This is a genomic window from Chryseobacterium sp. POE27 (assembly GCF_039727685.1).
Lineage (GTDB): Bacteria > Bacteroidota > Bacteroidia > Flavobacteriales > Weeksellaceae > Chryseobacterium.
This window is the reverse complement of the sequence record NZ_CP152475.1, coordinates 2016955-2040500: the sequence shown is the minus strand read 5'-3', so window position 1 is coordinate 2040500 and position 23546 is coordinate 2016955. Positions and strand designations below refer to the sequence as shown.

The 23546-nt window shown below is 36.4% G+C and carries 18 protein-coding genes, 1 tRNA gene and 2 pseudogenes; 14 read left to right on the top strand and 7 right to left on the bottom strand.

The window, feature by feature from the left end; all coding sequences use genetic code 11:
* Positions 1 to 7: 7 nt before the first annotated feature.
* Both murB and AAHI02_RS09640 read right to left on the bottom strand, forming a co-directional pair.
* Positions 8 to 1027, bottom strand: a complete 1020-nt coding sequence (murB, locus tag AAHI02_RS09645) for a UDP-N-acetylmuramate dehydrogenase (protein ID WP_346986606.1) — start codon at positions 1025 to 1027, stop codon at positions 8 to 10.
* A 110-nt stretch (positions 1028 to 1137) separates the two neighbouring features.
* A pseudogene (locus AAHI02_RS09640) lies at positions 1138 to 2344 on the bottom strand (pyridoxal phosphate-dependent aminotransferase).
* A 137-nt stretch (positions 2345 to 2481) separates the two neighbouring features.
* Between AAHI02_RS09640 and AAHI02_RS09635 the strand changes: the two are divergent.
* From AAHI02_RS09635 to AAHI02_RS09625, 3 genes are all read left to right on the top strand, one after another.
* Complete coding sequence (locus tag AAHI02_RS09635) at positions 2482 to 2937, top strand: DUF1801 domain-containing protein (protein WP_346986461.1); 456 nt, start codon at positions 2482 to 2484, stop codon at positions 2935 to 2937.
* 76 nt (positions 2938 to 3013) lie between these two features.
* Complete coding sequence (locus AAHI02_RS09630; protein ID WP_346986460.1) at positions 3014 to 3571, top strand: YiiX/YebB-like N1pC/P60 family cysteine hydrolase; 558 nt, start codon at positions 3014 to 3016, stop codon at positions 3569 to 3571.
* Between the two features lie 171 nt (positions 3572 to 3742).
* A complete protein-coding gene (locus AAHI02_RS09625) occupies positions 3743 to 4054 on the top strand; it encodes an NIL domain-containing protein (RefSeq protein WP_346986459.1) in 312 nt (103 codons plus the stop codon).
* 86 nt (positions 4055 to 4140) lie between these two features.
* Here the strand turns inward: AAHI02_RS09625 and murA are convergent, their stop codons facing one another.
* Together murA and AAHI02_RS09615 are read right to left on the bottom strand one after the other, a co-directional pair.
* Positions 4141 to 5448 (bottom strand): UDP-N-acetylglucosamine 1-carboxyvinyltransferase, encoded by a 1308-nt coding sequence (gene murA / locus AAHI02_RS09620; RefSeq protein ID WP_346986458.1) that lies wholly within the window; start codon positions 5446 to 5448, stop codon positions 4141 to 4143.
* A 2-nt stretch (positions 5449 to 5450) separates the two neighbouring features.
* The gene (locus AAHI02_RS09615; RefSeq protein ID WP_346986457.1) at positions 5451 to 6122 is read right to left on the bottom strand and encodes a DUF4290 domain-containing protein; all 672 of its coding nucleotides are present in this window, start codon (positions 6120 to 6122) and stop codon (positions 5451 to 5453) included.
* A 189-nt stretch (positions 6123 to 6311) separates the two neighbouring features.
* On the opposite strand from AAHI02_RS09615, the pseudogene AAHI02_RS09610 reads away from it, so the two are divergent.
* Positions 6312 to 7743, top strand: a pseudogene (locus AAHI02_RS09610) (alpha-amylase).
* A 56-nt stretch (positions 7744 to 7799) separates the two neighbouring features.
* Here AAHI02_RS09610 and AAHI02_RS09605 read toward each other — a convergent pair.
* Together AAHI02_RS09605 and AAHI02_RS09600 are read right to left on the bottom strand one after the other, a co-directional pair.
* On the bottom strand, positions 7800 to 8213 hold the full coding sequence (locus tag AAHI02_RS09605) for a DCC1-like thiol-disulfide oxidoreductase family protein (RefSeq protein WP_346986456.1): 414 nt from the start codon (positions 8211 to 8213) through the stop codon (positions 7800 to 7802).
* Between the two features lie 10 nt (positions 8214 to 8223).
* Positions 8224 to 8685, bottom strand: a complete 462-nt coding sequence (locus tag AAHI02_RS09600; protein ID WP_346986455.1) for a heme-binding domain-containing protein — start codon at positions 8683 to 8685, stop codon at positions 8224 to 8226.
* Between the two features lie 297 nt (positions 8686 to 8982).
* Here AAHI02_RS09600 and katG point away from each other — a divergent pair, with 297 nt between their 5' ends.
* The 9 genes from katG to AAHI02_RS09555 all read left to right on the top strand — a co-directional run bounded on the left by katG (position 8983) and on the right by AAHI02_RS09555 (position 21550).
* Positions 8983 to 11262, top strand: coding sequence for a catalase/peroxidase HPI (gene katG / locus AAHI02_RS09595; RefSeq protein ID WP_346986454.1), 2280 nt, complete (start codon positions 8983 to 8985; stop codon positions 11260 to 11262).
* A 276-nt stretch (positions 11263 to 11538) separates the two neighbouring features.
* Positions 11539 to 12576 carry a glycosyltransferase family 9 protein gene (locus tag AAHI02_RS09590; protein ID WP_346986453.1) on the top strand — a complete coding sequence of 346 codons (1038 nt, stop codon included), beginning with the start codon at positions 11539 to 11541 and terminating at the stop codon, positions 12574 to 12576.
* A gap of 13 nt (positions 12577 to 12589) precedes the next feature.
* The gene (locus tag AAHI02_RS09585; RefSeq protein ID WP_346986452.1) at positions 12590 to 13423 is read left to right on the top strand and encodes a lipopolysaccharide kinase; all 834 of its coding nucleotides are present in this window, start codon (positions 12590 to 12592) and stop codon (positions 13421 to 13423) included.
* A 378-nt stretch (positions 13424 to 13801) separates the two neighbouring features.
* Complete coding sequence (locus AAHI02_RS09580) at positions 13802 to 15610, top strand: hypothetical protein (RefSeq protein WP_346986451.1); 1809 nt, start codon at positions 13802 to 13804, stop codon at positions 15608 to 15610.
* Positions 15543 to 17501 carry a hypothetical protein gene (locus tag AAHI02_RS09575; RefSeq protein ID WP_346986450.1) on the top strand — a complete coding sequence of 653 codons (1959 nt, stop codon included), beginning with the start codon at positions 15543 to 15545 and terminating at the stop codon, positions 17499 to 17501. The genes AAHI02_RS09580 and AAHI02_RS09575 overlap by 68 nt, the downstream gene beginning before the upstream one ends.
* Positions 17502 to 17580: 79 nt before the next feature.
* Entirely contained in the window at positions 17581 to 18648 is a 1068-nt protein-coding gene (locus AAHI02_RS09570) for a DUF2235 domain-containing protein (RefSeq protein WP_346986449.1), read from the top strand.
* Positions 18649 to 18673: 25 nt separating this feature from the next.
* The gene (locus AAHI02_RS09565) at positions 18674 to 19579 is read left to right on the top strand and encodes a hypothetical protein (RefSeq protein WP_346986448.1); all 906 of its coding nucleotides are present in this window, start codon (positions 18674 to 18676) and stop codon (positions 19577 to 19579) included.
* The gene (locus AAHI02_RS09560) at positions 19503 to 20582 is read left to right on the top strand and encodes a DUF2931 family protein (protein ID WP_346986447.1); all 1080 of its coding nucleotides are present in this window, start codon (positions 19503 to 19505) and stop codon (positions 20580 to 20582) included. Before AAHI02_RS09565 ends, AAHI02_RS09560 begins: the two co-directional genes overlap by 77 nt.
* An 83-nt stretch (positions 20583 to 20665) precedes the next feature.
* Positions 20666 to 21550 (top strand): DUF2931 family protein, encoded by an 885-nt coding sequence (locus AAHI02_RS09555; RefSeq protein ID WP_346986446.1) that lies wholly within the window; start codon positions 20666 to 20668, stop codon positions 21548 to 21550.
* A gap of 313 nt (positions 21551 to 21863) precedes the next feature.
* On the opposite strand, the gene AAHI02_RS09550 is transcribed toward AAHI02_RS09555, so the two are convergent.
* Positions 21864 to 21934, bottom strand: a tRNA-Gln gene (locus tag AAHI02_RS09550).
* Between the two features lie 295 nt (positions 21935 to 22229).
* Between AAHI02_RS09550 and der the strand changes: the two genes are divergently transcribed.
* Positions 22230 to 23540: a ribosome biogenesis GTPase Der gene (der, locus tag AAHI02_RS09545; protein WP_346986445.1), complete on the top strand. Its 1311-nt coding sequence runs from the start codon at positions 22230 to 22232 to the stop codon at positions 23538 to 23540.
* Positions 23541 to 23546: the final 6 nt, after the last annotated feature.

Below are 23546 nucleotides of genomic sequence, written 5' to 3'. Positions count from 1 at the left end.
TAATTTTTTAGATAATATTTACTTCTCTTTCCAACTCAATTCCGAATTTATCTTTCACAGAATCAATTATTTGTGTTGAAAAATCAAAAATTTCCTGTCCTGTAGCTTTTCCGGTTGCGTTTATAATCACTAAGGCCTGTAATGTATGAGAAGCTACATTTCCGATTTGCTTTCCTTTCCAGCCGCATTGTTCAATCAGCCATCCGGCCGGGACTTTTACAAAATCTCCATTCGCATATCCAGGAATATTTTCAAATTTTTGCTGCAGTTCTTCAAACTGAGTTAAAATGATGGTGGGATTTTTAAAAAAGCTCCCCGCGTTTCCGATTTCTTTCGGATCCGGTAATTTGCTTTTTCTGATGTTGATGACCGCTTTGGAAACATCCTGAATGGTTGGGTTTTCTATACCTAAATTTTCCAGTTCAGATTTAATGGCACCATATTCTGTTTTGATTTTGTGGTCTTTTCTTGTCAATTTAAAGGTAACCTCCAGAATTACATATTTCCCTTTTCCTTCCTGCTTAAAAACAGAATCCCTGTATCCGAATCTGCATTGTTCCAGATTGAAAGTTTCCAGCTGAAGGTTTTCCAGATTAAGAACAGTACAGCTTACAAAAGAATCTTTTATTTCCGTTCCGTAGGCTCCGATATTCTGCATGGGCGATGTTCCTACATTTCCGGGAATTAAAGAAAGATTTTCCAGTCCGCCATAATTTTTATTCAGGCAAAATATCACAAATTCGTGCCAGTTTTCCCCTGCCTTTGCGGTAACCAATACTTCATTGTCATTGATGAAATCTTCATGAGTACCTTTGAGATTAAGCTGAATTGCCAGTCCGTCGAAATTTCTTGTCAGTAAAATATTGCTTCCTCCGCCCAGAAAAAGTAATGGTAAAGTGCCTGTCTTTGAATAGTTCAGTGCTTCGATTAATTCTTCTGCAGAATGGACATCTGTGAAGTATCTGGCCTTTGCATCAACACCGAATGTGTTATATGGTTTTAATGAAAAATTTTCTAGCATTTGTATTGTTTAAACAAATTCTTACATCTAATTTAAAATAAAATATCAGCAATAAAAGTATGGAAGAAAAATTTCAATCCAAAAATTTATTGCTGACATATTATCCTTTTTTCAGCTTAAAGACTGAATTCTATTTTGTATTGTTGAAGCGCATCCTTTAGTATTGCGGCACTTCTTTTCAGATCTTCTTCTTTCAAAACGTATGCGATTCTTACCTGCTTTTTGCCAAGTTCAGGGTCGCTGTAGAATCCTCCTGCAGGTGCCACCATAATTGTTTCATTCTGGTTTGAATATTTTTCAAGCAACCATTGTGCGAATTTCTCTGTATCATCTACAGGAAGCTCTGCAACACAGTAGAATGCGCCTTTCGGTTTCGGGCAGATTACTCCAGGGATAGCGTTTAAAGCATCAACCAATACATTTCTTCTGTGGGTATATTCTTCCCTTACGGCTCTGATGTACGCCTGATCGTCCTGATGAGCAGCAGTTGCCGCGATTTGTCCTAAAAGAACCGGGCTTAACCTTGCCTGTGCAAAAAGCATAGCCGCATCATGGATTTTTTTAGAACGGGTAATCATACATCCGATTCTTACGCCACACATTGAGTAACGTTTTGATTCTGAGTCTATAATAATACAGTTTTCTGCAAGTTCAGGAAAAGCCAGCATGGAAATCTGCTGTTTTCCGTCATAAACATATTCTCTGTAAACCTCATCTGAAATAATGACAATGTCATATTTCAAAGCAATTTCTGCCAGTTTCTGAAGCTCTTCACGTGTATATAGGTATCCTGTTGGATTTCCGGGATTACAGATGACGATGGCTCTTGTTTTTTTCGGTAATTTTTTTCTCAAATTCTTCAATCGGAGGAAGGGCAAAACCGGTATCTATCGTTGAAGGAACAGCAACAACATTTACATTAAAAGTGCTTGTGAAACCGTTATAATTAGCATAGTAAGGTTCAGGAATGATTACTTCATCACCGTCATCGCACAACGTGGAAATCGCAAAATTTAAAGCTTCTGAACCTCCATTGGTAACGATGAAATTATCTGTAGTAAGATCATTAAAGCCCAATGAATGGTAATAATCCGTTAGTGCTTTCCTGTAATCTAAATTACCTTCAGAAAGGGCATATTCCAATACTTTCAGATCGATATTCTTTAAAGCATTAAGAGCCGTTTCCGGTGTTTCGATATCGGGCTGCCCGATGTTCAGGTGATATACTTTTATTCCTTTCTGTTTAGCTTTAAGGGCAAAAGGAACCAGTTTTCTTACCGGCGAAGGCGGCATGTGCAGTGCTCTGTTTGAAATATTCGGCATTGTTCAAAAAATTTGTATGGCAAAAATAAGATTTAATTTCCAATATTAAAATTAAGGATTGGAAAGAAGAGCTTTTATAATCATAAATTTATATCATTTAAATTTTGTTAATTTGAAAAATTATTAAAACTGAAAAAATGCAGATACAGTCCGTTTCATTAGAAGATTATATTTCTAAAATTCCCGAGGAAAGACAGGAAATTTTTAGGAAGCTTTTTGATACGATTAATGATAATTTACCGGAAGGATTTTCTCAGGGCAGCAGCTACGGAATGATCGGCTGGGGAGTTCCGCTCGAAAGCTATCCTGCCGGTTATCACTGTGCACCAGGCACGCCGCTGCCTTTTATAAGTATTGCTTCGCAGAAGAATTTTATTGCTTTTTATCATATGGGAATGTATGCAAAACCAGAATTACTGAATTGGTTTGTAGAAGAATTTCCTCAATATTCCAAAAGAAAGCTTGACATGGGAAAATCTTGTGTACGCTTCAAGAAAATGGATGATATTCCTCTTGAATTATTGGCTGAAGTATGTAAAAAAATGACCGCACAGGATTGGATTGATTGTTATGAAGAAAATTTTAAAAAGTAAATACATATTTACAATTTTTGCAGTTTTATTTATTGTAAATAGTATTATAAGCTGTAGAAGTTCAAATGTTTCGGGATTGAAAAACGGTGATTTATTGTTTGTTACTGCTAAAAATACAGGACTTTCAGGAGCGATCAATAACGTTACACAAAAACAGGAAAATACTTCTTTCGATCATATCGGAATTTTAGACAATGATGGGAGGGAGTTTTATGTTTTACACGCTGCTCCGAAAGGAGGTTCTCAGAAACAACAGCTGAAAGATTTTATGAAAGATCAGGCTGATGACGGACAAAGAGTTGTTGTGTACCGTTTAAAATCTCAATATCAGAATGCTGTTCCTTCAGCCATTGAAAAGGCAAATTCTATGCTGGGAAAACCTTACAATTTTAACTATATATTGGATGAAAACGCTTATTACTGTTCAGATTTTATCGAAAGAGCTTTTAGAAGTGATCATATTTTCACCCTTGAACCTATGACTTTCATCGATCCCCAAACCGGAAAAACCAATACATTCTGGGAAAATTTTTACCAAAAGAAAAATCTGAAAGTTCCGGAAGGAGAACCTGGCTGTAATCCAAATGGTCTCGCAGCTTCTGATAAACTTGAAAGAATAAAGGAATTAAAATAAACTTATTAATTAATGTATTATGGCGGAGTCGAAAGAGTCCGCTTTTTTTATGAAAAAATAAAAAATTATTATCCTACTAATTTGGTAGACTAATATTTTTTTATATTTTTGCTTAAGCTTTAATACAAAAAAGAATAATGAACATTAGTTTTTAATCCAAAAGAATTTGTTATGATAACACCTAATCCGAAACTGCAGGTTTTTAGCCATACAATGAATCTGCCTAAAAGAGAATTGATCCTGGAAGTCGAACTGAATGGTAAAATGAAGTTTGAACAGCTGATGAATACGATATACAATCAGTTCGGGATCTGTCACAGGGTGTTGTCTGCGAATGTGGAATATGTGAACGGAAGAAGCTTCGGGTCTGTTCAGCTGTATATTAATGTAAATTCAGATGATTTCGACAAGCTCGAATTCTATCTGAATAAAAATAAACTTCTGAGTACTACAGTAGAATATGTCTGCAGAAAATACTCATAAGATAGGTTCATATAGTTTTAATTACGAAAAAGCGTTCGGTGAAAATCGAACGCTTTTATTATTATTAAGATAAAATCTTTTCTATATTAAATTCTTTCAATATCGGCACCGATTGCTCTCAGCCTTCCATCGATATTTTCGTATCCTCTGTCGATTTGCTCAATATTGTGGATAATTGATTTTCCTTCTGCGGAAAGTGCAGCAATAAGAAGTGCATTTCCTGCCCTGATATCCGGAGAAACCATCGTTGTTCCTCTGAGCGGAGCTTCTTGATTAAGTCCAATAACTGTAGCTCTGTGCGGATCACAAAGAATAATCTGAGCACCCATATCGATCAGTTTATCGACAAAGAACAATCTTGATTCAAACATTTTCTGATGAACCAAAAGACTTCCTTTTGCCTGTGTAGCCACTACCAGGATAATGGAAAGTAAATCCGGCGTGAATCCCGGCCATGGAGCATCGGAAATCGTAAGAATGGATCCGTCAATAAATTTTTGGATTTTATAATTTTCCTGAGCAGGAATGAAAATGTCATCATTGCTTTGCTCCAGCTGTATTCCAAGTTTTCTGAATGTATTCGGGATCACGCCAAGCTGATTCCAGTTTACATTTTTAATGGTAATTTCAGATTTCGTCATCGCAGCAAGTCCGATCCATGAACCGATTTCCACCATATCCGGAAGCATGGTGTGTTCGGTACCGTGGAGATATTCAACTCCTTCGATGGTCAATAAATTGGAGCCGATTCCGGAAATATTGGCACCCATTCTATTCAGCATTTTACATAGCTGCTGAAGATAAGGTTCACAGGCGGCGTTATAAATTCTTGTTTTGCCTTTTGCTAAAGCAGCAGCCATAACGATGTTGGCCGTTCCGGTTACGGAAGCTTCTTCCAAAAGGATAAATTTTCCGTTAAGTTCTTTCGCTTTTAATGAATAAAAATATTCTTCCTCATCATAATGAAATTCAGCGCCAAGTTCTACAAGTCCTTGAAAATGAGTGTCTAATCTTCTTCTTCCGATTTTGTCACCTCCGGGAGTCGGCATGTATGCTTCGCCATATCTTGCCAGCATTGGCCCCATCAGCATGATTGAACCTCTTAGTTTTGCGCCGTCTTTTTTAAACTCGCTGGATTTTATATAATCAAAATTTACCTGATCTGCTTTGAAAGTATAATCTCCGTGTCCGTTTTTGGTAACCTTTACTCCGAAGTCGCCCAAAATTTCAATTAATCGATTAACGTCATGGATATCGGGAATGTTTTTAATCCTTACTTCCTCATCAGTTAATAAAACGGCACAAAGAATCTGTAGAGCTTCATTTTTTGCTCCTTGTGGAGTGATTTCACCTTGCAGTCTCTTTCCTCCTCTTATCTGAAATGTTCCACTCATGTCTACTTTCTGTTTTTATGATTGTTGTTGTTATTGTGTCTTCTTTTATTATTGGATTGATTTCGGTTATTATTAGATTGATTTCGGTTGTTATTGTTGTTGTTTCGGTTGTTGTTATTGCTGGTGTAATAGATTTTGCTTTTTTCCAGCGTATCTATCCCGGTAAGATCCAGCCTGTTTTCCGAAAGTTCTTTCAGGTGACGGAAAATTACGTCATCCGTTACGTGTTCTTTATTATATACGTTGTAAGATTTCTTCATATTATTGGCAATTACCTCGATCAGGGCTTCTTTCTCGTCGCCTTGCTCCAGTTCTATTGCTTTTTCTATTAATTGAAGAATACTTTTCCCGTAAAATTTAAAATCTCCCTGAAGTTTTGGGTATTCCATTCTTTTGGGTTTCTCTGCCAGCTCTTCTCTGGTCGGGAAAGGATATGGTGAATCTACATCAAGATCATAATCGGCAAGAATGAACAAGTGATCCCAAAGTTTATGCTTGTAATTTTCTTCGTCGCGAAGCTGCGGGTTTCTCTGCCCCATAAAATCAATGATGGCCATTGCCATTTCGCTTCTTTCCTCTTTTCCGGGAAGCTCTTTGCAACGTTCAACCAATTGTTGTATGATTCTGCCATATTCAGGCAAATGAAGCTGATTTTTTTGGGTGTTGTATTCCATAATATGCAAATATATGGAATAATGGAAAATTTGCACTGAAAATCTTTAAAGTTTATGATTTTTTAATGATGTTCTGCATTATGTTTTACCATGATTTACTATTAAAAATAAAAAATATATCACGGTCAGTAGATAATATTTTAATAAAAGTGTAATTTAGGTAATGCTTTAATAATTAAAATTTTACATATGAAAAAAATACACTTTCTACTTTCATTACTGGCTTTGGGTCTGGTAGGCTCATGTCAGGATAATGATGAAATGATCAATGAAACCCAGAAAAATTCAGAAGCTCATAACAAAATAGTGAATATTACCAATCACGATGGGCGTCCTTTCAGCACAGGAGCTTCTCCTTACGCAAAATTTGTTGCAGGCCCCGGGGGAAGCGTTCTTATGCAGGGATTTTATTGGGATGTTCCTGATGGTGGCAATTGGTGGAATATGGTAAAAGAAAAATTAACCGACTGGTCAAATGCCGGAATTGGTGCCATTTGGCTTCCGCCGGCCTCAAAAGCACAGAACGGAGCTTATTCAATGGGGTATGATCCTACCGACTATTATGATTTCGGAAATTATAATCAAAACGGAAGCATTGAAACACGCTTTGGTTCCAGGGCGGAACTTGAAGCACTCATTACAAGAGCTCACACTGAAAATATGCAGGTGTATGCAGATATTGTCATTAATCACAACAGTGGCGGACAGTCAGAGTACAATCCGTATGTAGGTTCCAATACCTGGACGAATTTTTCAGGAGTTGCTTCGGGAAAATTTCCTAGAAGCTATAATGATTTTTATAAAAATGCTTACGGAAATAATGATGAAGGCGCTTTCGGAGGATTTCCCGATTTGTGTCACGCTAATCCTTATGTACAGGACTGGCTTTGGGGGGAGAGATGATTCTGTGGCAAAATATTATAAGAATGTGATGAAATTTGACGGTTGGAGATTTGATTATGTTAAAGGCTTCGGACCTTGGGTCGTGAATACCTGGAATGCCAATGTCGGCGGGTTTTCCGTGGGAGAACTCTGGGATTCCAACGTCAATACGCTGGAATGGTGGGCTAATAATGCTAATAGTTCCGTTTTCGATTTTGCAGCCTATTACAAAATGGATGAAGCATTTGATAATGGAAATCTCAATGTTCTGAATGATGATATGATGTGGAAAAGAAATCCTTACAAAGCCGTAACTTTTGTGGCGAATCACGATACGGATATTATCTACAACAAAATGCTGGCCTATGCTTATATTTTAACTCATGAAGGATATCCTACAATTTTTTACAGGGATTATGAAGAATGGCTGAACAAAGAAAGACTCAACAATCTCATCTGGATTCACAATAACAAAGCTACAGGAACAACCTCAATTCTTTATACCGACAACGATGAATATATTGCAAGAAGAAACGGCTACAATGGAAATCCGGGATTGGTTGTTTATATCAACAATTCTTCAAGCTGGCAGGAGCGATGGATTCAGACCAATTGGACAAGTCAGCAGATCAAAGATTTTACAGGAAGTTCGAGCTGGTATCCGACTACACAGTCCGATAAATGGGTGAAAATTCAATGTGCACCCAATTCTTATTCCGTATGGTCTTTAAATCAATAATCGCAATAAATGAAAGACTGCTTCTGTCAGAGGCAGTCTTTCTAAATTGAATAATGTTAAACCTGAATGAATTTTGCTCTTTGGTGGGGAGTAGGCAGATAGCACTTTTGATTGGCAAGTTTCATCCTGTTTTTTGAAACGATATCATATAATTTATCGCTTAAAAAAGAAGGAATAATTTTTCCTAATGATGAAAATTTATAAATCCCACCCAACAGATTAGCAATTTTTAAAATAGCTTTAGATTTTTCCAGATAATATTTTCCGGGCTTCCAGAGATACATCGTATTGAAGACTTTGGTATTTAGATCTCTTTCAGATAAAAATTTCTGTCCAAAATCAGATTGCAGTGAAGCAAACATAAACGCATCTTTTTTATCTCTTTCGAGGATCCATTGTACCCAAAAATTGCATACGCCGCACTCACCGTCGAAAAATACAATATGTTTACTTTGCCAGTTTTCTTTCATGATGTTAAGATTAATACGACATTTTCCTTTCCGTTTCTGTTTTCTCTCTTTTGAAATAATCTGTAAGGATTTTTCTTTGCTCTTCACTTAATTTTGCATTTTGATGTCCTACAAAATAAGATTCAAGTGGCATTTCTCTTTTTTCGATCATTTCTATACATTCCTTCAATTTATGTGCCTGATCCTTTGGTTGATACATTGCAAAAGTGGAAAAATTAAGTTCCTTTCTTCCTTCATCAATATGATTTTTCATCATCCATGAAAAGGGAGCGACATTAGAATACCAGGGATATTTTGTTTCACTGGAATGGCAGTCATAGCATGAAGTTTTTATGATTCCGGCAATTTCAGGCGGAGTGTTTTTTATCTTTAAAAAATCCATACCGGGAGTAGGTTCCGGATTTGTTTTGTCAATTGGAAAAAACTGAATGATAATAAAAGCTACCAGGATAACAGTCAATACCTTTTTCATATTTTCAATGTTTGGTCTAATATAATAAAAATACTGCAATTTTTATAATATGATTCAGATCATATATTGGAACAATTCTAAATAGCGATTTAGTTTTAGCTTGGAATTCAATCTATTGCATAAAATTATTAATTTAATAATGTTTTTAAGATATAAAAATTTAAGAATCGATCACTTTACTTGTTTATTGTTTTTAACTATCATAAAAATATTTTCAATAGATTGTATTTATAGATAAGCTAATGTAAGTTTGCTAAATATTAAATTAACTGAAATCAACATAAAAATTAAACTACAATGGAAAAAGATTCTAATGACATCAGTAAATGTCCATTTCATAACGGAACGATGAAAAAAGAAAACGTTGCCGGTGGCGGAACAAAAAATACAGATTGGTGGCCCGATCAGCTGAGAGTAGATATTCTTCGCCAGCATTCATCTCTGTCAAATCCTATGGATAAGGATTTTGACTACGCCGAAGAATTTAAAAGCCTCGATCTTGAAGAAGTAAAAAAAGATCTTCATGTTTTAATGACAGATTCTCAGGATTGGTGGCCCGCTGATTTTGGACACTATGGGCCACTTTTTATCCGTATGGCTTGGCACAGTGCAGGAACGTATCGTGTAGGTGACGGAAGAGGTGGAGCCGGAGCCGGGCAACAACGTTTTGCGCCGTTGAACAGCTGGCCGGACAATGTCAGTCTGGATAAAGCAAGAAGGCTTCTCTGGCCAATCAAACAAAAATATGGAAAGAAAATTTCCTGGGCAGATTTAATGATTCTTACAGGAAATGTAGCCCTGGAATCTATGGGTTTCAAAACTTTTGGGTTTGCCGGCGGTCGTGAAGATGTCTGGGAACCGGATATGGATGTGTACTGGGGATCTGAAAAAACATGGTTGGGCGGCGATCTTCGGTATGCTCATGGCTCGGATGGTGTAGTGGAAGATCGCGGTGTTTTGCCTACCGATGATGACGCAGATGGTGATATTCACACAAGAAATCTCGAAAAGCCTTTGGCAGCCGTACAAATGGGATTGATTTATGTAAATCCTGAAGGCCCTGACGGAAATCCTGACCCTATTTTGGCAGCAAAAGATATTCGTGATACTTTCGGAAGAATGGCCATGAATGATGAAGAAACAGTTGCGCTTATCGCCGGAGGGCATACATTCGGAAAAACGCACGGGGCGGGACCTGCAGATCACGTGGGAAAAGAACCGGAAGCCGCCGGAATTGAAGCTCAGGGATTTGGCTGGAACAGTACTTACAAGTCAGGAAAAGGTCCGGATGCTATTTCCAGCGGATTGGAAGTTACATGGACGGAAACGCCGACTGAATGGAGTAATTATTTCTTTAAAAATCTCTTTGAAAATGAATGGGAACTTACCAAGAGTCCTGCTGGTGCCCATCAATGGGTGGCTAAAAGCGGAGCAGAAATCATTCCTGATGCATTTGATCCCAATAAAAAACACAGGCCGACAATGCTTACAACCGATTTGTCGTTAAGATTTGATCCTGAATACGAAAAAATTTCAAGAAGATTTTACGAAAACTCTGAAGCGTTCGCAGATGCTTTTGCACGAGCATGGTTCAAACTTACACACAGGGATATGGGACCAAAAGCGCGTTATCTAGGGCCGGATGTACCTTATGAAGAACTGATCTGGCAAGACCCGATTCCTGAAGTAGATCATGTTTTGATTAATAATTCTGATATTGAAGCCTTAAAATCGAAAATTCTTGATTCCGGATTGAGTATTTCTGAACTGGTTTCTACTGCCTGGGCTTCCGCATCAACATTCAGAGGAAGTGATAAGCGAGGTGGAGCGAATGGAGCGAGAATCCGTCTGGCTCCTCAGAAAGACTGGGAAGTGAATAATCCAGCTCGGCTGCAAAAAGTTTTAAGTGTTTTAGAAAATATTCAGAAAGAATTTAATGAAAATCAGACAGCTGGAAAAAAAGTTTCATTGGCTGACCTTATCGTTCTTGCTGGGATAGCTGCCGTGGAAAAAGCTGCTAAAGATGCAGGATACAGTGTTATTGTCCCTTTTTCTCCCGGAAGAATGGATGCTTCACAAGAGCAGACGGATGTGGAATCTATGAAATACCTTGAGCCTGCGGCTGACGGATTTAGAAATTATCTGAAAAAGAAATTTTCTGTCTCTACGGAATCTTTATTGATTGATAAAGCTCAGCTTTTAACGCTTACTGCTCCTGAACTAACCGTTCTCGTAGGCGGGATGAGATCTCTTAATGCAAATTTTGACGGTTCACAACATGGGGTTTTCACACAAAGACCGGGAGTTCTTACCAATGATTTCTTTGTTAATCTTTTGGATATGAGTACACAATGGAAAGCTGCTTCTGATGATAATGAATTGTACGAAGGAACAGACCGTAAAACCGGAGAAAAGAAATGGACGGCTACGCGGGCGGATCTTGTTTTCGGCTCCAATTCTGAACTAAGGGCTATTGCTGAGGTATATGCAAGTTCTGATGCTCAGGAGAAATTCATTAATGATTTTATTTCCGCCTGGGTGAAAGTAATGAATCTGGATAGGTTTGATTTAAAGTAACTTAAATTAAAACTCTTGATAAAATAAGCACTGACTTTTTAAGAACTTAGAATAGCAGTTTTGTAAGCACAAAAATCCATACTGCAATAATGTAGTATGGATTTTTTATTTACTAATTTTAATATATGTACTAAAAAAATAATATTTGATATCAAAATTATCTAAATAATATCTATTATTATAATAGTTAATTGTTATTGGTATTTTACTAAATGACATATGATTTAGTAACAATTTACCGTTAAATATCTTTATTATTGTTAAATATTATTTTTAATGAAAATACCCAAAAGCATTAATGCCTTTAGAAGGTCATTAATGAGAAAGCTGACTGAGAATATTGGCAAGTCCGGTTTTGAGAAAGTTAAAAAAGAAGATGTTAAAATAAAAAAAATTTTAATATCAAGACCAAATCATCGATTGGGCAATTTGCTTCTTCTCAGCCCGCTGGTGCAGGAAGTGAGCAATACGTTTCCTGACAGTAAAATCGATCTCTTCGTTAAAGGACAGATTACTCCACTAATATATAAAAATTATAAAAATATTGACAAAATTATTCAGCTTCCCAAAAAGCCATTTAGTAATATTTTTAAATATTTATCAGGTTGGGTATCAATTCGTTCAAGAAAGTATGATCTGGTGATCAATGCGAATTTTGGCTCATCATCAGGCAGAATATCAACGTACTTTGCCCGATCAAAATACAAATTATTCGGTGAATATGATGAAAAATATTTACAACAAATTAATGATTACCAGCACTCTGCCAAACATCCTATTTATAATTTAAGACAATATTTGTCACAGTTGGGGGTTCCGGATAAAAATGAACTGCCCTTCATGGATCTCAAGCTGGATGCAGAAGAGATTCAAAGTGGAAAGAAAAATCTACTTTCCATAGTACAGAATGAGAAGCCGGTAATATGTCTGTTTACTAATGCTACCGGAGACAAATGCTACTCCGAGAAATGGTGGCATGATTTCTATAGCAGTTTAAAACAAACGTTTCCTGATCATCATATTGTGGAACTTTTACCTGTTGAAAATATTTCTAAATTAAACTTTACAATACCTCATTTCTATAGTACGGATATCAGGGAAATGGGAGCTTTTATAGCGAATACCCAATTGTTTATTGCGGCAGATAATGGGGTAATGCACTTAGCCAGCGCCAGTGGAGTACCCACGGTAGGCTTGTTTTCGGTCACTGATGAAAATATTTACGGGCCCTATAATTCAAAAAGCTTCTCTGTGAATACAGGACAGACGACAACCGAAAATATAATGGATTTACTGCGTAAAACTTTAGAATAATAAAATTAATGATATGAAATTGATCTTTGCTGAAGGCTTATCTCTCTATAAAAATGATATTTTATCAATAATAAAAAAATTTAAAAATGAAGGAACGTTAATTGGTAACGGTTCGAGAAATGTGATTAAAGTATTTAAATTAAAAGGGATAGATCTCAATTTTAAATTATTTAAACAACATAATATTATTAACAGGCACGTCTACAAATTTTACCGGAAGTCTAAAGCACAGCGTTCATTTGAATATGCGCATATGCTTATCCGGAAAAATTACCGGACTCCGAAACCGGTTGCCTACATCGAAAATCATGATTTTATCGGATTGACAACTAGTTATTATATCAGTGAACAGCTGGCTGAATCCTGGACATTTGATCACATTCTTGGAGATCATGCTTTTCCTGACCATGAACAAATTATAAAAGAGTACACATCGCTAATGTATCGATTGCATAATGATGGAATTCTATTTCTGGATAATTCCCCTAACAATTTTTTAATTCGAAAGGAAGATAATACCTATTCGATTTACATGGTAGATTTAAATCGAATGAGTTTCTACGATTCGATTGATTTGAACAAAAGACTGGCCAACTTTGCAAGAATCACTAATGACCCCCAGGTTATTAAAATCATTGCTGAACAATATTCTTATTTATATGGGACCTCAAAAGATCTTTGCCTGAAAAAAATTACCCAATACACCCATAGACAGCTTGTTAAACGTAAAGTAAAGAAGGTGTTGAAATTCTATAAGTATTTAAACTTAAAGCGAATCTTTTTGAATCGAGGCTATGTATTGTTCTATGCACACTGTTTCTTTCAAATTAGTGATGGATTATTATAAAATAAAAGAAGGAAAAATCATTATCATTTTATATCTATTTTTATAGTTTAGATATATCTGAAACAAAAAACAGAAATCCATATTACATGATTGTAATATGGATTTTTTATGGTGTTGTTTGATTGAAAATTTCTTTTCTGCAGGCTTTCAATATATTACAAAATTTCTTTAAACAAATTTAATACGTCAAGTTCTGTCGCTTCTCTGATGGATATTTGCATTATAAAACAACACAGAAATGAAATTAGATTTTAAAACTAATGGTGGACATATTTTAGCCTGAAAACCACCTAAAAAAATAAGGCTAAAACCTGAAGTGACTCTGTTGAAAAGAGGCTTCAGATCTTAACCTTTATAAACCAAAACAAATTTACACAAATGTCTACAAACAACAATGCGTCACAAACGCTTTTCAGATTCGTAAGCTTAAGAAATCCACAACTAACAGAAACCAAAGAAAAAAACTTAGGATTCATTCACAGACCGAAAGGAGTAACGGGGATTTTTGATACCGCTGTTACAGGAATGTCTTCAAGGTCCTCAAAGCTTGGAGAAATGGTAAAAGCGGCGAGAAACTTCAGCAATGCAGGATTCGAAACCGAAAAGAAAATTGAGGAAGGTCCTTTCGGAACACTTCTTACTATCGGAAGAAAACTTTCTAAAAAGGAAATTCTTGACAGTGCCGAATTGATCCTCGTTAAAAACTATTACAAAAATCTTATTGATGCCAATAAAGAGCTTACTGCTGCCGGTACAAAAATCTTTGTTCAGCTTTGGGATAATTATATTTACCAGATCGTTACGCAGGGAGATTTCTATGTTAAAGAAGCAATCAGCCATATTTTAATGGCAATTCACGTTGGTTTTGCCCAAAGCCTGGATCTTGCAGACCCGGAAATCGTAAAGATAAACGGAGCAAAGCCTTTGGAAAAAGCATTCGATAGTAAAATCGTATTGCCCAAATACCTGTTTTCTGACGACTCAGGAACAGCAGGCGTAGTTTCTTCGAGAATGTCAGGTGATGTTTCAAATTCTGCTTTATCGTCCAAAGCAATACAAAGACTGGAGTCAGAGGCAAAATCTTCATTAGTTGCCAACAAAGCACTACATAGAAAAGAAGCTTTGGAAAAACTAAATAAAGAACTGGAAAAGCTTCAGGGAAAATATCATAAATCGCGGGAGCAGGCTTATCAGGAAACATATGTAAAATATCAGGAAGCAAACAGAGAAGCGTTGGATGTCTACGCCATAAAATTGGCTGAGGTCAAAACCAAAATTACTGAAGAAACTCCTGAAGAAGAAAAAATCCTTCTTTATGATGATTTAAAGCGATATGAAGTAAAACCTTTTGAATTTTCATATCAAAATGAAATTAATTTAGGAGAATTATTAGAAAAACTTTCCCCGGAATCTTTTTCACTTTTTATGGCGCTTTTTGCAGAATTTGACGAAGCCAAAGCTTTTGAAGATTCTTATAAGGAAAGAATCAGAATTATTTCTTACAATACATTAACCATAGGATCCCAGACTATTGTTCTTGATGATGAGATTCAAACTTTTTCAGATGCTTTGCATATTGTGGAAAATAATATTTCAACATCCATGCAGGCTGCGTTGGAACATACTCCTCTTTCGCAACAGCAATATGTAAACATCGGCGGGGCATCCGTTCCGGTTGTTAATACTACGGCAAGAACTCCCATGGCCTATAGCTTTTTTGCGCACAGTACGCTCGGACTTACCGGATCAGGAGGTTTTGTTAATTTTTCATTCGAAGTTGAAGATGTTTCATGGAGCGTTACCAATGCAAGGATTACTGCCACTACAGACACAGCAGGAAGCTTTGAAGAAAATTACAGCAATATTCCGGTAATAGATAATAAAATTATTCTTCCTGTAAGTTTAATTAATAAATTCAGAACAAGCGTAGCTTTTAAGATAGAAATCATTTTCGACAATGGCAGTATAGCATACGCAGATCTTGGCCAGCAATATATCAAAGGAGATGTAAGTCTTACCGGAATGCTTACTTTAAAAAGAGGAATGGCAGAAAATCCGCAAGAGCCTGAAACGGTGATTATTCAGAAGCGTAAAAATTTCGGAATTAAAAGATTAGGGGTTGCAGATTATCTTAAAGTGGTACAAAGTGTTCACGCATACGTTCCGGGGGGAAGTTTCCAATATTGAGAACGTTATGGCAAGTGAGTTGCGACATAAGTCTTCTGTGGCAAGAGATTATTCTGAAATTACAGATACTACTTCCACATCTCAGGAAACTGAGAAAATTTCCGATACGTCCAAAACGTCCAGAACAGATATGCAGACAGAGGTTGCCAAAGAACTGAATAAGCAACAAAGTATTACCGCATATACAAGATACAGCTACGGAACTGACCCTATGAAATTTGAAGTAGGTGCCGATTATGCCAATAATACAGCTCAGCTCGACAGTACAAGACAGGCGATGATGAAATCTCAGGAAATTACGGAAAGAGCAATGGAAAGAGTTCTTACTAAAATTTCCGAAGAACGGGTGCAGAAAATCATCAAGGAATATACGGAAACCAACGTACATGAATATGATAACCGTGGAAAAGTAACCAACACGGATAATCCTGATACACAGCCAAAGCATATCACAGGGGTGTACCGATGGATTGACATAAAGTACAAAAATCAGATCTACAATTATGGTAAACGTACCATGTTTGAATTTATGGTTCCTGAACCTTCAAGGTTGCATCGTCTTGCGCTTGCTGTTTCCAAAAGCCAGGTGCTTACGGCTCCGGTAGATCCGAGAACGGCTCCGGCTCCAAATACGATGAATAATCCAAAAGCAGCGACTAAAGAACTGCTGCAATATTGGGCAGGAATCTATGGGGTAACGCTCACAAGCCTTCCGCAAGAGAAAATTCAGCATATGATTGGATTACAATATATCAAGTTAAGTGGAGACTGGGGAGCTAAAATAATGATGTTGGATATGCCTCAAAACTATTCCGGGAAAAAGGTAAAAGTAAATTACGGCTATGACAGGCGAGGAATGAGCGTAGATAATTTCCAAGGCGCAATGCTTGATCTTCCGGATGTAGGGCGTGGCTCCAATGACGGGAGCTATAATGTGAATGGATTGAACATAACCGGCTCATATCCCTTCAACTATCATGGACGTGGCGCAGATTCTTTTAATGTTTCTTTTGTGTTCGACTGTGAGCTTTCTGACGACTTTATGCTCCAGTGGAAAACCGAAAACTTCAACGCCATCATCAAAGCGTATGAAGAAGCCTACAAAACATTCCAGGAAGAACAGGCAAAACTGGATGCCGAGCATAAGGAAAAAGAAGCCGAAGCGAAAGAACAACAAGGGAACTTCTACCGCTATATGGAGCATGATACATTAAAGCACAACTGTATCGCTTATCTGCTGCAGGATTATCTGACCACGCTTGGACAGGAAGCCACAAACGCACTGAGTGATAATACCAAAATGGATAACTTCCAGGTATATCTGAATGATAACCTTGACCAATACGCTGCACTCGCAAAGTTTATGGAGCAGGCATTCGAGTGGGAAATCATGGATTACACATTCTATCCGTATTACTGGGCAAACCGCAAAAGCTGGCAGGAATTCTATCTTACCGAAAGTATGGATCCGCTTTTCAGGAGTTTCCTTCAGGCAGGTATGGCGAGAATCATCGTTACCGTAAAGCCGGGCTTTGAGACAGCCGTACAATTCTTCCTGGAAACAGGCATCATCTGGAATGGCGGAGCTGTTCCTGTGATCGGAGATCCAATGTATATGAGTATTGTAGATGAAATGAGACAGCCAACAGGAATTCCGCAGGGAAAATACTGGATCACACGAGTTCCTACGACACTTACGATTCTTCAGGATAAATCTACGGGATTACCTGTAGAACACCCGCTTCCGATCTTCCCTGAAAATGATCCGAAGAACTGTGAAAACCCAGCAGAACTGGAGTTTGAAACGAGTTTCTCCTTGGATGAAAAGGCGCAACTCTCTCATAGCGATGGAGCGACAACATTGCCGAATACTATTATTAAACCTATATAATAGTATAAAGCTATTATGTTTTGAAAGTGGTGGGAAACCACCGCTTTCATTTTTTCATTAATTTATAAAATTCACAAAAATGAAAACAGGAAATATAGGAATAAGAAACACTGCGGATATTGGGGTGGCAGATATTGATCCATATGGAACAGATAAAAGAAAATATCAGGCTTTTGAAAAAACAGAAAAAGTAAAGCTGCGCATTGGAGTGTTCTTTGATGGGACAGGAAATAACAGGTATAATTCTGACAGTGTTTATTACAACACGAAATATAGCAATCTTCCTTTAAAAGAAGATGAAATACCTAAAATTAAAGACTTTAAAAGTTTCGTTATAGAATCAGGGAGCAGTTATTGGAATTCTTATTCTAATGTGGCGTTACTTCACGATTTGTATGAGGAGAAAAGAATTGATAAAACTGATAAAACCCCTTTTTATTATCTACAGCTTAAACTTTACGTTCAAGGGATAGGTACTTTACGAGATAAAGAAGATGACATGTTAGGCGCAGGAATGGGAGAAGGAAAAAGAGGTGTTATTTTAAGGGTTGAACAAGCTTGTAAAGACATTGCTGATAATATAAAAACAGCATTAAACAATATTAAGAATAACAAGCCATTGGAAATTATTTCCATACAATTCGACGTTTTTGGCTTTAGCAGAGGAGCTGCTGCTGCAAGGCATTTTTGTAATGAGGTATTGAAAACAGGAAGAGATACTAACACTGAAAGCAGGAGTACCCCTACAAATGTAAAACGTCCTGGCCTCAAAAAATCTGAAAAGCCGAAAGATTTTCGCGCAGAAGTTAGGCAATATAAAGCAGACGGAACAAAAAAAATCAAAGACAATACTCAAATCGTTCCTCAGATCAATGCTCCTGTTACAAATGTATTCACAGGAGGGAGCTTAGGAGCATTTCTTAAACAAAGAAATATAAATTATCCAAAATTTAATGTAAGTATCGAGTTTTTAGGAATATTTGATACCGTGATCTCCCAAATGCTGGAAAAAAAGGGAATTATTGATGGTGCAAGAAATCCTGTAATACAATCTTTGATTGCTCCCTTTAATCCCGTCATTCCCATATTCTCAGGCCCTGCATTAGGAATAGCATTAATAAAAAAAAGTCAACCCTACACTTTCTAATCCTAATATCAAGAAAGTTTTGCATATGAAAGCACAAACTGAGTGGCGTGATAATTTCCCGGTAACACCTATAGGAAAATTTAATGGGGTACATGCTAAAGAACTTACCATATTAGGAGCACATTCTGATGTAGGAGGTGCTTATTGGCAAACTGAAGCAGAATTGAATATGCTGCATTTTTTTGATTTGGGTGTAAATGCATCTTTAGCAGAAAAACAGAAACTGGAACAGCAGAAAGAATTACTGCGTAATTGGTACATTTCCCAACGTCTTTGTAACGATCAACAGATAGATTGGAAAATTTTTCATCATGTAGTGTCATACGAAGGGCAAATTGGGGAGCATCCATCTACAACTAAAAAAGAATTGCTAGAAGCAAATTTTATGGGAAACAGTACCAGTAAGACCATAGGAAACAGAACCTATGTACTGCAGGGCTACCATCATAAACTACTCTCCATTAGACCATTGAACAATAAATTATCGCTGGTTTATATGAATGTCATGAAATATATAGCTTTAAATTATGCAGATGTACCATTTACATTTCCTGTAAAAGACACCCCTCATCCAGAGGAATATATACTTCCGGAGGGAAATGGTCAAGAGCAGGATCTGAAAAATTATCAGGACCTTCTTACTAAGGTAGCGGAGGATGGCTGGACTAATAGAGAAGGAAAAATCACTACCTATCCCTTGCTTGTAAATAATGAAGGATATTATAAGCTTTCAGCTGAAATGTCTCAGTACATTTTGGGGAATTTTGTACATTTATCATCAAATTTCAACGCACCGTTAAAGGATGCGTTGGATCATTATAATTTCGCTTATGCAAACGTACCTCAATTCACAGATGAAAAAGAATTTAAAAACCCACCTTACGAAAGGAAATCTTATAACCCTGAACTTTTTGGGTATGATTTTTCTTAGCATATTATTATCTTCCTGTCAAAAAAATAAATATCCCTGGGAGCCGGGTATTTCGGCTCCCAAATATTATCCTGTTGGAGATGTAAAAATAGACTTTGGAAATGCAGGTCATGGAAGTCTTACTAATTTTGATAATGGCTGGGGTAATGAATATGGAGGAGTTGTTTCCGGAGAGCAATTGAAAGACATTCCTAAAGAAGTCTATATTCATTATATAAGTGCTGTTGATAATTTACAGTATAATGGTAAAGTCCAACTTCCTCAGAAAAAGATACTTGATTTATTCCAGAAACATAATATCAATAGTGAAAATTTTGCTCATTTAGTTGTAGGAATGGCACCTGGAGGCTGGATACGGGTATGGTTTACTACGATTGATGAACAAATTGAAGTAGCAAAAGAAAGATTAAAAGGAACAGAAGATAATACACTAGGAGAAGGATTTAGATACAAAAAGTCTGAATATTGGAGAAAATATAAAGATTACTGGCAACATCATGGGATTCCTTATGAAGCCTGGGCTAATAATGAAAAGGAGTATTATTATGACATAAAATTTGTATCAAAAAACAAAGAGGTGAAATTAGATAGGACCTATGTAGTTTCGGCAGATGGATGGTACTCTTCTTTTTATACAGAAAAACAGTCGGATGATATTGATCATATTAATAATAATGGTTATAAAGGCAAAATCCCTATACATTTATCAGTTTCATGGCAGGACAAGACGACCGACCGTTACTATGACACTAATATTGTTATGCCCAAAATGCTAAAGAATTTATTTGATAAGACTTATCAAGCTTATCAAGCTAATGAAAAATACGCATATAGCAACTTCATTATTGAGTTAGATAATGATAAACACCACACTACTGTTTATTTAAAGACTAAAGACGAAATAATAAAGCTTTTAAGGTTTAAAGGAGAGCTTTCATCTAAAGAAAATCAGGATTTTGGAGATTATGCTTATGCTAAAGAAATAGAATATTTTATTAAATGATTTTCTTGGAAAAAAAGATAAAGACACGGTTCAACCAGTGTCTTTTTATCTTTGTTGTTTACAGATATTAAAAATGTTCACAGATGAAAAAGAATTTAAAAACCCACCTTACGAAAGGAAATCTTACAACCCTGAATTTTTTGGGTATTATTTTTCTTAGCATATTATTATCTTCCTGTCAAAAAAATAAATATCCCTGGGAGCCGGGTATTTCGGCTCCCAAATATTATCCTGTTGGAGATGTAAAAATAGACTTTGGAAATGCAGGTCATGGAAGTCTTACTAATTTTGATAATGGCTGGGGTAATGAATATGGAGGAGTTGTTTCCGGAGAGCAATTGAAAGACATTCCTAAAGAAGTCTATATTCATTATATAAGTGCTGTTGATAATTTACAGTATAATGGTAAAGTCCAACTTCCTCAGAAAAAGATACTTGATTTATTCCAGAAACATAATATCAATAGTGAAAATTTTGCTCATTTAGTTGTAGCAATGGCGCCTGAAGGCTGGATACGGGTATGGTTTACTACGATTGATGAACAAATTGAAGTAGCAAAAGAAAGATTAAAAGGAACAGAAGATAATACACTAGGAGAAGGATTTAGATACAAAAAGTCTGAATATTGGAGAAAATATAAAGATTACTGGCAACATCATGGGATTCCTTATGAAGCCTGGGCTAATAATGAAAAGGAATACGATATTATTTTTGATTTTGATAAACCTAATCCCAAAAATGAAGTTACAGATCCTCAATATTCTTCTTTAGATGGAACATTATATTACAGAACTCCTATCGATAGCATTCTAAAAAGAAAACTTCCTGCTGATCTTGTTGCTGTTTGGAAATCCAAAAACAGCGGTGTGTATTATGATACCCATGTGACATTTCCTAAGAACTTTTCAAAAATTATTGAAGATAGAAAGCTCAAAAAAAGTGGTTATTACTTTAGAAATAGAGAATGATGACCAATATGGGATTTTGTATTTAACATCAAACAATAAGAAAGAAAAGTTATTGCGCTTTAAAACATATCCATCAAAAGATAAAATTTTAGGAAACAGTGATTTTTCTAAGAAGATAGAATATTACATAAAATAATCCATTGATGAAGAAAAATTTAAAAACCCGCCTTACGAAAGGAAATCTTATAACGATAAACTTCTTGGGTATGATTCTTACAACAATCAGAGTCAATGAGGTGTACTCAGTTTCTTTACAAAAGCGATAAAATAGAAAAGCAACTTGCTGTATTAAGCGAGTTGCTTTGTTTAATTGTAGACCCACAGGGATTCGAACCCCAGATGACTGAACCAAAATCAGTAGTGTTACCGCTACACCATGGGTCTGTATTTCTATGTCGCGAAATTATATAAATTATTTTAAAAATAAAAATGAAATGTGAATATTAATACGGCACAAAGACTTATTTGCTGTTTATTTATTGATATTCAAAGAATTATTTTTTTGAAAACAGATATGCCGGTGAATGTATTTGTTCATGTATTCTAAAACCTGACAAATCTGTAAATCAGGTTGATGTTAAATAAAACTGTATCTTTGCAAAAAATTGGGCTCCAAAAGTTGGAGAAACCCATTAATAACTTGTCCTGAGATTCATCAAAGGATTATTAAACATTTTTTATGTCAAATATTGTCGCAATTGTTGGGCGCCCCAACGTAGGAAAATCCACGCTATTTAATCGTTTATTGGAAAGAAGAGAGGCTATTGTAGACTCCACCGCTGGCGTTACCAGAGACCGTCATTACGGGAAATCCGACTGGAATGGTGTAGATTTTACGGTAATTGATACAGGAGGATACGATGTCGGAACTGATGATATCTTTGAAGAAGAAATCCGTAAGCAGGTACAGCTGGCAGTCGACGAAGCCACTTCGATTATCTTTATGATGAATGTAGAAGAAGGTCTTACCGACACGGATTACGAAATTTACAGACTTTTAAGAAGATCAAATAAACCTATTTATATTGTTATCAATAAAGTAGATTCTGCAAAGGAAGAGCTTCCTGCAACGGAATTTTATCAGTTGGGAATCGATAAATATTATACGCTGTCTTCTGCAACAGGTTCCGGAACAGGAGATCTGCTGGATGATATCGTCAGAGATTTTCCGACTACAGAATATAAAGATCCTTTTGAAGGCCTACCGAAAATTACGATTGCAGGCCGGCCAAATGTAGGGAAATCTACACTTACCAATGCTTTGCTTGATGTGGAAAGAAATATCGTGACAGATATTGCAGGAACCACAAGAGACAGTATTCAGACGCTTTATAATAAGTTTGGACACGAATTTGTGCTGGTAGATACAGCAGGAATGAGAAGGAAATCAAAGGTTTCTGAAGATCTTGAATTCTATTCTGTTATGCGTTCGATCCGTTCGATTGAATATTCTGACGTAGTGATCATCATGGTAGATGCCACCCAGGGCTGGGAATCTCAGGATATGAATATCTTTGGTCTGGCTCAGAAAAACAGAAAAGGAATCGTTATTTTGGTGAATAAATGGGATCTTATTGAAGATAAGCAAACCAATACCATGCGTGATTTTGAAAAGCATATCAAGGATAAGATCGGTCAGTTTAACGATATTCCGATTTTGTTTATTTCAGCGCTCACTAAACAGAGAATTTTAAAGGCTGTTGAAGTTGCCATGCAGGTATATGAAGATCGCAAGAAAAAAATTAAGACTTCGAAATTAAATGAAGTAATGCTTCCGATTTTTGAAGGAACTCCTCCGCCGGCAAACAAAGGAAAATACATCAAGATCAAATACTGTGTACAGCTTCCTACGCCGTCACCACAGTTTGTTTTCTTCTGCAATCTTCCGCAGTATGTAAAAGAACCCTACAAAAGATTTACTGAAAACCAGCTGAGAAAAGAATTCGGGTTTACCGGGGTTCCGATTGAAGTGTATTTCAGACAAAAATAAATTACC

Bases quoted from the DNA above. Each gene is read 5' to 3' on its own strand.
- AAHI02_RS09635 (WP_346986461.1), top strand. From the start codon at position 2,482: ATGCAGATACAGTCCGTTTCATTAGAAGATTATATTTCTAAAATTCCC.
- AAHI02_RS09625 (WP_346986459.1), top strand. From the start codon at position 3,743: ATGATAACACCTAATCCGAAACTGCAGGTTTTTAGCCATACAATGAAT.
- murA (WP_346986458.1), bottom strand. From the start codon at position 5,448: ATGAGTGGAACATTTCAGATAAGAGGAGGAAAGAGACTGCAAGGTGAA.
- AAHI02_RS09615 (WP_346986457.1), bottom strand. From the start codon at position 6,122: ATGGAATACAACACCCAAAAAAATCAGCTTCATTTGCCTGAATATGGC.
- AAHI02_RS09605 (WP_346986456.1), bottom strand. From the start codon at position 8,213: ATGAAAGAAAACTGGCAAAGTAAACATATTGTATTTTTCGACGGTGAG.
- AAHI02_RS09600 (WP_346986455.1), bottom strand. From the start codon at position 8,685: ATGAAAAAGGTATTGACTGTTATCCTGGTAGCTTTTATTATCATTCAG.
- katG (WP_346986454.1), top strand. From the start codon at position 8,983: ATGGAAAAAGATTCTAATGACATCAGTAAATGTCCATTTCATAACGGA.
- AAHI02_RS09590 (WP_346986453.1), top strand. From the start codon at position 11,539: ATGAAAATACCCAAAAGCATTAATGCCTTTAGAAGGTCATTAATGAGA.
- AAHI02_RS09585 (WP_346986452.1), top strand. From the start codon at position 12,590: ATGAAATTGATCTTTGCTGAAGGCTTATCTCTCTATAAAAATGATATT.
- AAHI02_RS09580 (WP_346986451.1), top strand. From the start codon at position 13,802: ATGTCTACAAACAACAATGCGTCACAAACGCTTTTCAGATTCGTAAGC.
- AAHI02_RS09570 (WP_346986449.1), top strand. From the start codon at position 17,581: ATGAAAACAGGAAATATAGGAATAAGAAACACTGCGGATATTGGGGTG.
- AAHI02_RS09565 (WP_346986448.1), top strand. From the start codon at position 18,674: ATGAAAGCACAAACTGAGTGGCGTGATAATTTCCCGGTAACACCTATA.
- AAHI02_RS09560 (WP_346986447.1), top strand. From the start codon at position 19,503: ATGAAAAAGAATTTAAAAACCCACCTTACGAAAGGAAATCTTATAACC.
- AAHI02_RS09555 (WP_346986446.1), top strand. From the start codon at position 20,666: ATGAAAAAGAATTTAAAAACCCACCTTACGAAAGGAAATCTTACAACC.
- der (WP_346986445.1), top strand. From the start codon at position 22,230: ATGTCAAATATTGTCGCAATTGTTGGGCGCCCCAACGTAGGAAAATCC.